This window comes from Terrabacter sp. LjRoot27 (assembly GCF_964254175.1).
Taxonomy (GTDB): Bacteria; Actinomycetota; Actinomycetes; order Actinomycetales; family Dermatophilaceae; genus Terrabacter.
Genome location: NZ_CAXUSS020000001.1, coordinates 4,278,443 through 4,291,513, shown reverse-complemented (window position 1 = coordinate 4,291,513; position 13,071 = coordinate 4,278,443). Strand labels below are relative to the sequence as shown.

The window sequence follows — 13,071 nt, the reverse complement described above, 5'->3', positions numbered from 1 at the left end:
GTGTAAGGGTCTTTCCAACACCATCCGCCCCTCGATGGTCCAGCAGGAGGTAGTCGATGTCAGAGTCGGGTCCCGACGCCCCACAGGGAGCGACCGGCGAGAACGCGACCGGTGGCTCCCGCCGCCCCGAACGTCCGCCCGTCCGCGCCCTCGACCCGGCCACGGCGATGCGCCTGACCGACGGTCGCCCGCCGCTTCCCGCCCTCTACCTCTCCGACCGCCTCCTCGTGCGCACGGCGCCGGGTGGGGGCCGGCCGCGAGGGCTCGAGGACCTGCGCACGGCGCTGGGCAAGCTCGAGCTCGACTTCCGGGTGACACCGCGACCCGACGGCGGCCCGCGTGACCTCGACCAGCCCGGCTGGGGCACGAGCATCACGCTCCGGCCGACCCGCTCGATCGACCCCGTCGACGCGTGGAGCGTGCTCCAGCGCCTCCGCGAGGCCGGAGAGCCGATCGCCGAGCAGCTGAGCCTCGAGCACGTCCTGCGTCCGGCCGACGGCTACTGGGGTGGCGTCGGTGGCTACTGGGGCGGCGTGGGCGGCTACTGGGGTGGCGTGGGCGGTTACTGGGGCGGCGTCGGCGGTTCCGCGCTGCAGGAGTACTCCGTGCCCGGACGAGGCGGTCGTATGCCGGTGGCCCTGGCCCTGCCCGACCCGCGGCTACGGGCCCGCCCGGTCGACCGCAACCCCGTCGTCGTCGTGCCCGACACGGCGGTCGCGGCGCACCCGTGGTTCAAGGACGGCGAGGGCGTCGTGCGGCTCGAGCTCAAGGACGGCCGGCTCGTGCCGGTGAAGACGCCGAAGCCGGTCGACCCACCGATCTCCGTGCCCGCCCCGACCGAGCCCGTCGGCCTGCTCCAGGGGCACGCGACGTTCATCGCCGGCCTCGTGCGCCAGGGCTGCCCGGAGGCGACGATCCTCTCGATCCCCGTCATGGGCGACGACGGCGTCGTCGACGAGAGCGTCATGCTCGACGTCCTCCAGGCCCTGCTCGACCGGCACGTCCACGGGCAGGAGCACGACGACGCGTCCGAGGTCGTCGACGTCCTCTCGCTCTCCCTCGGCTACTACGCCGAGGACCGCAGCTACACCTCCGGCCCCGTCGCCGACCTGCTCGACCGGTTCGCCGAGCACGGCGTCCTCGTCGTCGCCGGTGTCGGCAACGACGGCACGGACGCGCCGTTCGTGCCCGCGGCGCTCGCGGCGGCGCCACCGCAGCGCGTCACCGCGAAGTCGGTCCCACCGCTCGCGAGCGTCGGCGCGAGCAACCCCGACGGGGTGACCGTCGCGCTCTTCTCCAACAACCTCACCGTCGTCAGCGCCGTGCGGTCCGGTGTCTCCGTCGTCAGCACCCTGCCGCTCACCAACGGCATGGGCCAGCCGTCGTCGGAGGTCTCGGCTGACGGCACGGTGCGCTGCACCGTCGACCCCGACGACTACACCGGTGGCTTCGGTGTCTGGAGCGGCACGTCCTTCTCCACCCCGGTCTTCGCGGCAGAGCTCGCGGCGGCCCTCATCGACGAGGGCGGCCTGGCCGACGTCTCGTCCCCCGTCATGCGCAAGCGCGCCATCCGTGCGCTGCGCACCTGCATCGGAAGGGCGCGATCATGACGCCGACCCCCACCGCCCCCGACGGCCTCGGGACCCTCGCGGGCAAGGCGTTCGCCGCCTACCGCGCGGGCGAGCGCGAGCGGCTCTCCGAGCTCGTCGACCTCGTGACCCCCGTGCTGTGGAACGCCGCCCGGTCCCAGGGCGGTGCGCCGGCGACGTGCGAGGACGCCATCCAGACGGCGTTCCTCCAGCTCGTCGACCGGGCCGACTCGATCAACGAGCCGGCTGCGGTGCTCGGCTGGCTCGTCGTCGTCGTCAAGCGCGAGGTGTGGCGGCTGGCCCGCGGGGCCAGGCGCGAGTTCGGTGTCGAGGAGGTGCCGGAGGCCCCGGCGCAGCAGCTCGACCCCGAGGCGCAGACCATCCTCTCGGAGCGCCAGCGCGTGCTGTGGAAGCACGTCTCGACCCTCTCCCCGCGGTGCCAGGAGCTGCTCCGGGTCATCGCGTTCGCCGACCGCCCCGACTACGCCGCCATCGCGGAGTCGCTCGGGATGCCCGTCGGCAGCATCGGCCCGACCCGTGGCCGCTGCCTCCAGAAGCTGAGGACGACCCTCGGCACCGACCCCGGATGGGCGGTCTGACATGACATCTCACACTGACGCCATCGATGCCCGCGACATCGCCAACCTGGGCCACGTGCGTGACCTCTTCGCACACGCCGACCCCGTCCCGAGCGACCTCGCCGAGCGGGTCAAGTTCGCGATCACCGTCCACGCGCTGCACGCGGAGGTCGCCGAGCTGATGGACTCGGCCCTGCTGACGACGCGGGGCGCCGACGCCAAGGTCGAGCCGACACCGACCGACTCGGTGACCTTCACGGCCGCCTCGGTGAGCCTCATGGTCTCCTCCGGACCCGCGGACTCCGACGACATCGACGACGCCGACGACCGCGTGCGCGTCGACGGGTGGGTCACGACGCCGGGCGCCCAGATCGAGGCCGTGACGACCGAGGGCAGCTCGACGGTCATTTCGGATGCGAACGGGCGCTTCGTTCTGGATGATCTACCCCATGGGCCGGTGCACTTCGTCGTCACCGACCCGGGCAACGAGGACATGCGACCGGTCATCACCCCGACGATCCAGATCTGACGATCCGGCTTGACGTGGTGACCGGCCCCTGAGCGAGAGGCCGGGCGGGAGCCATCGATCTGCTCGAGAGTGCACGCACGCTGCGCGAGCAGGGTGCCGCGGACAACATGGCCGGCAGGCCGGTCGACGCGGCGCGCTCGCTGACGGCGGCCCTCGACGAGATCGACCGCGTCGCGGGCTCGGCCCCTTCGCGGGACCGGCTCGACCTGCGTTGCAAGACGCTCATCACGCTCGCCCTGACGGAGTTCATGCTGTCCGGGGTGGAGGCCGCCCTGGCCCGGCTCGCGGAGGCCGAGGCGCTCGTCGACGAGCTCGGCGACGACGCGCTGCGGGCCCGCCTCGACTACCAGCGCGCCAACATCCACGGCCGCGTCGGTGACCTCGCCTCGGCGTGGGACGGTCTCGAGGGGGCGGTGCGCAGCCTCGACGCCTTCACCGAGCGCGAGCAGTGCTCGGTGCACCTGAGCCGCGGCATGCTCGCGTTCGAGCTGCTGCGGCCGCAGGAGGCGCTCGAGTCCTTCGCCGAGGCGGCTCGCCTCGCGCACGACCTCGGCGGGGCGGCCCAGGAGTTCATGGCCCGTCACAACGAGGGGTATGCCGCCTACCTCCTCGGTGACATCCCGCGCTCGCTCGCCGGCATGGCGCTCGCCGAGGAGCTCGAGTCCGACGTCTTCAAGGGACCGGCGCGCCTCGACCGCGCCCAGGTGCTGCTCGAGGCGGGGCTCGTCAAGGAGGCCGTCGAGGCGCTGCACGGTGGCCTCGAGGCCCTCGAGGGCGACGGCCACGACCAGATGCGGGCCGAGTTCGAGCTCGCCCTCGCGCGCGCCCACCGGCTGCTCGGCCACCTCGACCTCGCGGCGTCGGCCGCGACGTCGGCCCGGGAGACGTACGCCCGCATCGGGGCGACCGCGTGGGCGGCCAAGGCGATGCTCGTCGGGCTGCTCGTCGAGCTCGACCGGCAGCGGCGCACGCGGCGTGGCCGCGAGCGCGAGGGCCGACGCGAGGGCACCGAGCACGGCGACGACGGGCGGCGCGACGCTGTGGGCCCGGACACCGAGCTGGTGCGGCAGGTCGTCGGCGTCGGGGACGCCACGGTGGCGCTCGCGGCAGCCCTGACCGCGGACGAGCTGACCGAGACGGCGACCGAGCTGGGCGACTCCGAGCTCGCCGACAGCGCACGCGTCGTCGCGGCGCAGGCACTCCTGCTCGCAGGGGACCCGGCGGGCGCCAACACGAGGCTGCTCAGCCTCGAGCGGGTCTCCACGGGCTCCCTCTCCGACGAGCTCGACGCCGCCGTCGTCACTGCCATGACGCTCGTCGCGACGGGCGACCTGACGCCGGCCCGACGCATCCTCGCGCGGGCCTCCCGTCGCCTCGCGGCCGGTCAGGAGGGCAGCGCCAGCCTCGACCTGCGTACCGCCCGCGCCGTCCACGGCGCCCGGCTGTCCGAGCTCGACCTCGAGCTCGCCGTGCCTCGGGGGAGCGGCGCGGTGCTCGAGGCCCTCGAGCGGTGGCGCAGTGCCACCGACCGGCTGCCCTCGCTGGGGCGGCCCGACGACGAGCAGCTCGCCCAGCTCACCGAGCAGCTGCGCGCAGTCCGAGGTCACCTGCGTGGGGAGGCTGATCCGGAGCAGGCGCGCGAGCTGCACGACCACGCCTCGCGCCTCGAGCGGCAGATCCGCGACCGGGACTGGGCCCTGAGCCGCAGCGGCGGAGCCTCGCGTGCCGTGCCCGTGCGGGTCCGCGAGGCCCGTGAGCACCTGACCCGGGTCGACCGCGACCTCGTGTGGTTCTTCCGTCACCGCGGCCGCATCGGTGGGGTCGGGGTCGTCGGCGGTCGCGCGACGATGCGTGACCTCATGCCGGCCGACCGTGCCGCAGAGCTCGCGCAACGCATCCGCGTCGACCTGCGGGCCGCGGCCACGCACCACCTCGGCCCGCTGTCCGGCGCCGTCTGGTCGTCGCTGCGTGCGAGCGCCACCGAGCTCGACGAGGGACTGCTGCGGCCGTGGCGCACCGACCGCGGGCTCGTCGTCGTCACGTGCCCCGAGCTGTCGGCCCTCCCGTGGGCCCTCCTGCCGTCGATGACCGGTCGTCCGTTCACGGTGGCCCTGTCCCTGACGTCGTTCACCCGCCGGGCGTCCTCCCGTGACGAGGCCACCCGCCCGGCCCCGGTCCACGTCAGCGTCGGCCCGTCGGTGCCGCGCGCATCGGGTGAGGGTCGCACGATCGTCGGCACGTGGGGCGAGGTCGCCCACCTCGCCGAGCCGTCGCGACGGGCCGAGCTCGTCGGGGCGCTCGCCCGCCCGGGTGTCGTCCACGTCGCCGCGCACGGCACCCACCAGGTGGAGTCGCCGCTCTTCTCCTCGCTCGTGCTCCACGACGGTCCCGTCTTCGCCCACGAGCTGCAGCCCACCGGTGTGCGGGCCGACCACGTCGTGCTGTCGGCGTGCGAGGTCGGGCTCACCTCGCCCCGACCCGGCCACGAGTCCCTGGGCCTTGCCCTGTCGCTGCTCTCGCTCGGCGCGCGGTCGGTCGTCGCGGCCGTGTCACCCGTGCCCGACGACGTCGCCGCCACGACGATGACGCGTCACCACGAGCTGCTCGCCTCGGGCCTCCCGAGCGACGAGGCCCTGGCCCGCGCGGTCGCCGAGACCGACGACGTCGCCGCCGCCTTCCTCAACCTCGGCGGCCAGCACCGTCCCTGAGCACGCCCCCATCCCGAACCGAACGCAGCGTTCGGTCGGGTGTGTGGCGGGTCAGGCGGCCTTGCGGCGGGCCTTGATCTCGCGGCGCTTGCGTAGCGCCATGGCGAGGGCGATCTTGCGCGCGTCGATCGACAGCTCGCGGAGCATGCCGGAGATCGGGTTCGTGTAGCCGGTGAACCACAGGCCCTTCGCGCCGCGCGCGGTCCGGCCGCCCCGCTCGACCGGGCGTCCCTTCTCGTCGAGCACCCCGAGATGCCCGATGAGGGGCTCGAGCCCCTGGCTGTAGCCGGTCGCGAGCACGACGACGTCAGGCGTCAGGCGTGAGCCGTCGGCAAGCACGACGCCGTCGCCGTCGAACTCGCGCAGCGCGGCCACCGGCTCGACGGCTCCGGACCGGATCGCGTCGATGATCCCGACGTCCTGCACGGGGATCGCGTTGTCGCGCTCGACCCGGGTCAGCAGGCCGGTGTCGGGTCGAGGGAGGCCCTGCGCCGACAGGTCGGGGGTCTGCAGGCGTCCGACGATCGGCGCCACCTTGTCGACGAAGGCCGTGGGCAGCCGCCGCACGGCGATGCCGGTGTACTGCGCGGCATACGGCCCGGTGTTGCGGCGCAGGATGTGCGGCACGGTGCGCACGGCCAGGCGTACGCGCGCGGCACCGTGCTCGACGAGGTCGACGGCCAGCTCGGTGCCGGTGTTGCCCGTGCCGACGACGAGGACGTCCTTGCCGGCGTACGCCGACCCGTTGCGATAGTCCCGAGCCAGCACGACCTCGCCCGAACAGCCCTGCAGGCCGGGCACGTCCGGCTCGCGCGGCGTGTGGTTGAAGCCCGTGGCCACGACGGCGTACGGGGCCGTGAGCGTCGTCCCGTCGGCGAGCGTCAGGGTCCACGACTCACCGTCGGCGGAGCGGTCGACCCGGCGCACCTCGGTGCCGAGGCGCACGTCGAGACGGTGGTGGGCGGCATACAGCTCGAGGTAGCGCACGACGTCGTCGCGCGCGACCCAGCGGCCCATCTCCTTGGGGATCGGGAAGCCCGGGAGGCCGGAGAGCTCGCGCGGGGTGTGCAGGTGCAGCCGGTCGTAGTGGCTGCGCCACGACGTGCCGACACCGGTGCTCCGCTCGAGGACGACGCCGTGCAGGCCGCGGGCCTTGAGGGCGGCGGCCGTCGCCAGTCCGCCGGGGCCGGCACCGATGATGTACGCGTCGACCGGGACGCTGCGCTGGGTCACCGGGCCAACGTAGCCGCCCACCCTCGACAGTTCTCGGCAAACCCCGCACCGACCCGAGCGGTGGGCAGCATGCTGGAGCCGTGACCCCTCAGTCGGGCCCGACTCCTCCCGAGGAGCAGGGAGCGGCCCCGAACATGTTCACCCGGGAGCGGATCGGTGAGGGCGGCGCGGCTCGCGTCGCCACCCTCGTCGCCCTCCTCGACGCACAGGAGCAGCAGCCGGCCGTCCGGCGGCTGCGGGCCTGGGCGTTCGAAGCCCTCGCGCCCCGGCCGGGGGAGTCCGTCGTCGACGTCGGCGCGGGTCTCGGCACGGAGCTGCGTCGTCTCGCCGAAGCGGTCGCCCCCAACGGACGCGCGGTCGGCGTCGAGCCCAACCCCGGCCTGCGCGAGGAGGCGTCACGACGAGCGGCCCTGCTCGGGTCCGCCGCGACGTTCATCGACGGTGACGCCGGGGACCTGCCCTTCGCCGACGGGGCCGTGCACGTGCTGCGCTGCGAGCGCGTCTTCCAGCACCTCGCCGACCCACTGGGCGCCGCCCACGAGCTCGCCCGGGTGCTCTCGCCCGGGGGACGCGTCGCCGTCCTCGACAGCGACTGGGGCACCGTCATCAGCCACCCCGGCGACCCCGACCTCGTGCGGCGCTACACCGAGGCCAACTGGCGACGCATGCCCAACCCCTTCGCGGCGCGACACCTGCCCAACCAGCTCCGGGCCGCCGGTCTGCTCGTCGACCACGACATCGGCTCGGCCGCGCTCGTCATGCCACCGCGTGCCCTGCTCGGCAGCGGCGTGGTCCACCGCAACGCCGACGCCGCCGTGCAGGAGGGGGCCCTGACCCGCGAGGAGGCCGACCGGCTCCTCAGCGACGTGATGGCCGCCGCCCGTGCCGGCACGGCGTTCTTCTCCGTGACGATGTTCGGGGTCATCGGCCGCAAGCCAGACTGACGGCCGGGCGCTCATCGTCGGGCGCTCACCGCCGGGACGCGGGCTCCTCGGCGCCGACGTGCTCCTCCAGCCAGGCGGTCAGCGGCCGCACGGCCCGCCACGTGTCCCTCACCTCGACCAGCGTCCGCCTCGTCGACAGCCACGCGGGGGCGCCGAAGTCGCGGGAGACCATCAGCTCCTTGTGGCGCAGCGTCGCGATGCGTGGGTGGTCGGCGGCATACCCCCGCGGGGTCGTCTTGACCTGGTCGCCCATCAGCTCGAAGCCCGCGCTGCGCAACGCCCCGAGGACGGTCTCCAGCTCGAGACCGCTCGAGGGCGCGTCGACGGCCGACCTGAAGCGCGCGGTCTGCGCCGGGCTCACGGCCCGGAAGCCGCCACCCGCCCGCAGGCCGTCGGCGCTGACCTGGACGTAGTAGCCGAGGACCGTGCCGGAGCCGACGAGCGCGCCCTGGTGGGTCTTGTACGGCGACTTGTCGGCGCTGAAGCGGACGTCGCGGTTGGGACGGAAAAGCTTGGCCGGGCCGAACTCGTCCTCGAGACCGTCGAGCAGCGCGAGCATCGGCTCGCGCACGTCCCGCTCGTAGACGTCCTTGTGCGCGAGCCACCAGTCCCGGGAGTTCACGTCCTCGAGCTCGGCGTAGAAGGACAGGGCGCCTGGCGGGAAGCCGTCGAAGGCGGACGGGGAGAGGTCGTCGGGGCGCTCAGGCGTGCTCATGTGGCGACTCTGACACCGGGACCGGGTTGTTAGGCAAGGCTTACCTGTGCTTTCCTGAATTCCGTCACGTCGCCGTGGCGTAATTGCTGAGAACAACCTGAGAGGAGGCACCCGTGCTCGCGAGCAACGCGCTCATCGGACTACGAGAAGGACTCGAGGCTGCCCTCGTGGTCGTCATCCTCGTGGCCTTCCTCGTCAAGACCGATCGCCGCTGGGCCCTGCGCCACGTGTGGACCGGGGTCGGCGTCGCCGTCGCCCTGTCGGTCGCCCTCGGCGCCCTGCTCACCTACGGCACGAAGCAGCTGACCTTCGAGGCCCAGGAGCTCATCGGCGGCAGCGCCTCGATCATCGCGGTCGTCTTCGTGACCTTCATGGTCTTCTGGATGAAGTCCGCCTCACGCACCATCTCGGGCGAGCTCAAGGGCAAGCTCGACCGGGCGCTCGACATGGGCCCGTTCGCGATCGCCCTCGTCGCCTTCCTCGGCGTCGGGCGCGAGGGCCTCGAGACGGCGATCTTCTTCTACGCCACGACCGAGGCCGCCGGCCAGGGCAACAACCAGCCCCTCATCGGCTGGGTCATCGGTCTCGGCGGCGCCGTCGTGCTCGGCTGGCTCCTCTACCGGGGCGCGGTCACGATCAACCTCGCGAAGTTCTTCCGCTACACCGGCATCCTGCTCGTCCTCGTCGCGGGCGGCATCCTCGCATACGGCATCCACGACCTCCAGGAGGCCGGCTTCCTGCCCGGCCTGACGACCCTCGCCTTCGACGTCAGCGCCACCGTCGACCCGGGCAGCTGGTACGCCACCCTGCTCAAGGGCATCTTCAACTTCACCCCCGCGACGACCGTGCTCCAAGCCATCGCCTGGGTGCTCTACGTCGGCATCGTCCTCACCCTGTTCCTGCGCCCTGCCCGCCCCGCCTCCCCGGCCCGCCCGACGCAGCAGGCCCCTGCCGTGACCCCGACGAGCGACGCGCGTCCCACCGTCGCCGCCTGAACGTCCCGTCCGGCCCCTCCGCACTCACCCCGAAGCCCTCCAGGAGAACCACCATGCCCCGCCCTGCCCTGCGCCCTGCCGCCCGCGCCGTGCGCACCGCCGTGCCCGTCGCGCTGTCGCTCGCCGCAGCCCTCGCCCTGACCGGCTGCACCGACAAGCCGGCCGCGACGGCGGGCTCCACGGCGGCCGGGGGAGCCGGGGGACCGATCACCGTCAGCGCCACCGACACGGCGTGCACGCTGAGCGCCACGACCGCCAAGGCCGGCACGGTGACCTTCCAGGTCACGAACTCGGGGAGCAAGGTCAACGAGTTCTACCTCTACGCCGAGGGCGACCGCATCGTCTCCGAGGTCGAGAACATCACGCCCGGCCTGAGCCGCGAGCTCAAGGTCGAGATCACCGAGCCCGGGACGTTCACGACCTCGTGCAAGCCCGGGATGGTCGGCGACGGCATCCGCGGCGCGTTCACCGTGACCGGCACCGCCGTCAAGGGCAGCGCCGACGCCAAGGTCGCCAAGGCGATCACCGACTACAAGGCGTTCGTCGCCTCCGAGGCCGACGAGTTCGTCACCGGCACCAAGGGATTCGTCGCCGCCGTCAAGGCGGGCGACGTCGCGAAGGCCAAGTCGCTCTACGCCCAGGCCCGCCACCCGTGGGAGGCCATCGAGCCGGTCGCCGAGAGCTTCGGCGACCTCGACCCGAAGATCGACGGACGCGAGGACGTCATCGCCGACGGCATGGCGTTCACCGGCTACCACCGTCTCGAGAAGGACCTCTGGAAGGACGGCCTCCAGAAGGACTCGGGCGCCATCGCCGACCAGCTGCTCGCCGACGTCACCGAGATCGCCGCCAGGAGCAAGACCGTCGAGCCCACCGCCCTGTCGATCGCCAACGGTGCCAAGGCCCTGCTCGACGAGGTCGCGACCGGCAAGATCACGGGCGAGGAGGAGCGCTACTCGCACACCGACCTCTGGGACTTCGACGGCAACCTCGAGGGCTCGCGCCAGGCCCTCGCCGTGCTGCGCCCCGTCATCGCCGAGCGCGACCCCGCCCTGCAGAAGGCACTCGACGCCGACTTCACCGAGCTCTCGAGCCTGCTCGCGAAGCACAAGACGGGCGCCGACTACAAGAGCTACACCGCCCTGACCGACGCCGACATCAAGGAGCTGACCGTCTCGCTCGACGCGCTCTCCGAGCAGGTGTCGAAGGTCCCCGGGGTCGTGGAGGCCACGTGAGCCCCTTCCCCGAGGAGGCCGGCGTCCCCGAGCGCGCCGACGCGACGGTCCCCGGGGCCGAGGCCGATGGTGGCGTGAGCCGCCGCCGGCTCCTCGGCGTCTCCGGGACGGCCGCGGTCGCCGGCGTGGTCGCCGGCGCCGGGACGGTGTATGCCGTGTCACGCGGTGACGCTGCCGCCGCGGCAGGTGCCCCGACGTCCACCGCAGCGCCTGCGCTCGCGCTCGACGCGGCCATCCCGTTCCGCGGTGAGCACCAGGCCGGCATCGTCACGCCGGCTCAGGACCGCCTCCACTTCGTCGCGCTCGACGTCGTGACGAAGGACCCCGCCCAGCTGCGCCAGCTCCTCGAGGACTGGACCCGCGCGGCCGAGCGGATGACCGCCGGCGCCGAGGCGGCTCCCGGCGGCCTCGTCGGTGGCGGTCCGAACCGGGCACCCGAGGACACCGGCGAGGCATACGGCCTCCCGGCGTCCGGGCTCACGATCACGATCGGCTACGGCCCGTCCCTCTTCGACGACCGGTTCGGCCTCGCGTCGAAGCGCCCGGCCGCGCTGCAGGACCTCCCGGCCTTCACCGGCGACCAGCTCGACCCGCGCCGCACCGGCGGCGACCTCTGCATCCAGGCGTGCGCCAACGATCCGCAGGTCGCGGTCCACGCCGTGCGCAACCTCGTGCGGCTCGGCTTCGGGGTCGTGGCCGTGCGCTGGTCGCAGCTCGGCTTCGGCCGCACGTCGTCGACGTCGACCGCGCAGGCCACACCGCGCAACATGTTCGGCTTCAAGGACGGGACCAACAACGTCAAGGCCGAGGAGCCCGAGGGCCTCGCGCAGCACGTGTGGGTCGCGCCCGACGACGAGACCGGCGGTGGCGCGTGGATGTCCGGCGGCTCCTACCTCGTCGCGCGCCGCATCCGGATGCACATCGAGGTCTGGGACCGGACGAGCCTGCAGGAGCAGGAGGACATCATCGGCCGGGACAAGAAGGAGGGGGCTCCGCTCGGTCAGGCCAAGGAGTTCGACACGCTCGACTTCGCGAAGAAGGGGCCGGACGGCCAGCCCGCGATCCCCGTCAACGCCCACGTGCGCCTCGCCCACGAGAGCCAGCTCGGCGGCGTCCGCATCCTGCGGCGTGGCTACAACTTCACCGATGGCTCCGACGGCGTCGGTCACCTCGACGCGGGTCTCTTCTTCCTCGCCTACATGCGCGACCCGGGCAAGCAGTTCGTGCCGATGCAGCGGGCGCTCGCCAAGGCCGACGTGCTCAACGAGTACATCGAGCACAACGGCTCGGCCGTCTTCGCCTGCCCGCCCGGCGTCAAGGACGGGGAGCACTGGGGCCAGGCGCTGTTCGCCTGACGCGGCCCCTCGGAGCGCTACTGGCTGACGCGGACCGTCAGGCAGCCGGGGCGCACGGTCGCGCTCACCTCGGTGGCCTCACCGATGACGTCGCCGTCGATCTGGACCGGCACGGGCCGGTCGGTGCGCACGCGGATCTCCTTGCACGCCTTGTGGTCCAGGGTCGGGTGACCCTTGCGCTGGCGGGTCGCGACGCGCGTCGCCACCGGCACCCAGCCGACGACACCACGCGGTGACGCGATGACGGCGTCGAGCTGCCCGTCGTCGACACGGGCGTTCGGCATGAGCACGAGACCGCCGAGCAGGCGCCCGCAGTTGCCGATGACGACCATCCTTGCGCGGCGGCGGAACTCGAGCTCGTCGTCGACCTTGACGGCGATGCGGAACTCGGGCGAGATCAGGTGCTTGAGGCCCGAGACCATGTAGGCGGGCCAACCGACCTTGGCCTTGAGGTTCTCGTTGGTGCCGGCCATGATCTGCGCGTCCATGCCGACGCCGCTCATGACGAGGAAGTAGAGCATCTCGGGTCCGGCCGGCTCGTCCGCGTCCGCGTCGTCGCCCGAGGACGTCGCCCCCAGGACGAGCTCGCCGACGTCGATGCGCCGGTTGCGACCCGTCAGCGCGACGGCCACGGCGGCCTCGAGCGCGACGGGCAGGTCGAGGTTGCGCGCGAGCAGGTTGCCGGTGCCGGCCGGGAGGATGCCGAGCGCCGTCTCGGTGCCGACGAGGGCGGTCGCGACGTTGCGCACGGTGCCGTCGCCGCCGAGCGTGCACACGATGTCGGCCCCGTCGCGGACGGCCTGCGCGGCCTGTCCCTGACCGGGGTCCTCGACGGTCGTCTCGTAGTAGAGCGGCTCGCCCCAGCCGTTGGCGAGGCAGGTGGTCGTGATCCGCTCGCGCACGGCGGGAAGGTCGGTGAACTTCGTCGGGTTGATGACGATCGCGGCCCGCTTGAGCGGAGCCGGGGCCTCGTCGCCGCTGCGGAAGTGGTCGCGCGGCGGGCGCGGGCGTCGGCGCAGGGTCGCGGTCGCCTCGGGCGCGACGCGGGTCAGGACGAGACCTCCGATGACGAGCGCCAGCACGACGAGGCCGGCGACGATCCACGGCAGGTAGTCCTTGAGCACGAAGACATACGGTATCCCCCGCACGGTGCAGTCCCCGAACTGCCGCTCACCGGCGGGCGCCACGGC

11 protein-coding genes are annotated in these 13,071 nt (G+C 73.1%); 8 read left to right on the top strand and 3 right to left on the bottom strand.

Features of this window, described 5'->3' with window-relative positions; translation table 11 throughout:
- The first annotated feature begins 56 nt into the window (after nucleotides 1–56).
- The 4 genes from ACSQ2D_RS19760 to ACSQ2D_RS19745 all read left to right on the top strand — a co-directional run bounded on the left by ACSQ2D_RS19760 (nucleotide 57) and on the right by ACSQ2D_RS19745 (nucleotide 5,404).
- Entirely contained in the window at nucleotides 57–1,610 is a 1,554-nt protein-coding gene (locus tag ACSQ2D_RS19760) for a S8/S53 family peptidase (protein ID WP_435987615.1), read from the top strand.
- A complete protein-coding gene (locus ACSQ2D_RS19755; RefSeq protein WP_056774801.1) occupies nucleotides 1,607–2,188 on the top strand; it encodes an RNA polymerase sigma factor in 582 nt (193 codons plus the stop codon). The genes ACSQ2D_RS19760 and ACSQ2D_RS19755 overlap by 4 nt, the downstream gene beginning before the upstream one ends.
- A gap of 1 nt (nucleotide 2,189) precedes the next feature.
- Nucleotides 2,190–2,696 (top strand): hypothetical protein, encoded by a 507-nt coding sequence (locus ACSQ2D_RS19750; protein WP_435987614.1) that lies wholly within the window; start codon nucleotides 2,190–2,192, stop codon nucleotides 2,694–2,696.
- Between the two features lie 107 nt (nucleotides 2,697–2,803).
- Complete coding sequence (locus tag ACSQ2D_RS19745; protein ID WP_435987613.1) at nucleotides 2,804–5,404, top strand: CHAT domain-containing protein; 2,601 nt, start codon at nucleotides 2,804–2,806, stop codon at nucleotides 5,402–5,404.
- A 51-nt stretch (nucleotides 5,405–5,455) separates the two neighbouring features.
- Here the strand turns inward: ACSQ2D_RS19745 and ACSQ2D_RS19740 are convergent, their stop codons facing one another.
- Entirely contained in the window at nucleotides 5,456–6,637 is a 1,182-nt protein-coding gene (locus ACSQ2D_RS19740) for a flavin-containing monooxygenase (protein ID WP_435987612.1), read from the bottom strand.
- Nucleotides 6,638–6,717: 80 nt separating this feature from the next.
- On the opposite strand from ACSQ2D_RS19740, the gene ACSQ2D_RS19735 reads away from it, so the two are divergent.
- Nucleotides 6,718–7,581 (top strand): methyltransferase domain-containing protein, encoded by an 864-nt coding sequence (locus ACSQ2D_RS19735; protein WP_435987611.1) that lies wholly within the window; start codon nucleotides 6,718–6,720, stop codon nucleotides 7,579–7,581.
- 25 nt (nucleotides 7,582–7,606) lie between these two features.
- On the opposite strand, the gene ACSQ2D_RS19730 is transcribed toward ACSQ2D_RS19735, so the two are convergent.
- Nucleotides 7,607–8,296: a DUF2461 domain-containing protein gene (locus ACSQ2D_RS19730; RefSeq protein WP_435987610.1), complete on the bottom strand. Its 690-nt coding sequence runs from the start codon at nucleotides 8,294–8,296 to the stop codon at nucleotides 7,607–7,609.
- Nucleotides 8,297–8,409: 113 nt separating this feature from the next.
- On the opposite strand from ACSQ2D_RS19730, the gene efeU reads away from it, so the two are divergent.
- The 3 genes from efeU to efeB are packed head-to-tail and all read left to right on the top strand — an operon-like array spanning nucleotide 8,410 to nucleotide 11,881.
- Entirely contained in the window at nucleotides 8,410–9,291 is an 882-nt protein-coding gene (gene efeU / locus ACSQ2D_RS19725) for an iron uptake transporter permease EfeU (protein WP_435987609.1), read from the top strand.
- Nucleotides 9,292–9,344: 53 nt separating this feature from the next.
- Complete coding sequence (gene efeO / locus ACSQ2D_RS19720) at nucleotides 9,345–10,526, top strand: iron uptake system protein EfeO (protein WP_435987608.1); 1,182 nt, start codon at nucleotides 9,345–9,347, stop codon at nucleotides 10,524–10,526.
- Entirely contained in the window at nucleotides 10,523–11,881 is a 1,359-nt protein-coding gene (gene efeB / locus ACSQ2D_RS19715; RefSeq protein WP_435987607.1) for an iron uptake transporter deferrochelatase/peroxidase subunit, read from the top strand. The genes efeO and efeB overlap by 4 nt, the downstream gene beginning before the upstream one ends.
- Nucleotides 11,882–11,898: 17 nt before the next feature.
- Here efeB and ACSQ2D_RS19710 read toward each other — a convergent pair whose 3' ends face one another.
- Entirely contained in the window at nucleotides 11,899–13,005 is a 1,107-nt protein-coding gene (locus ACSQ2D_RS19710) for a diacylglycerol/lipid kinase family protein (protein ID WP_435987606.1), read from the bottom strand.
- Nucleotides 13,006–13,071 lie beyond the last annotated feature (66 nt).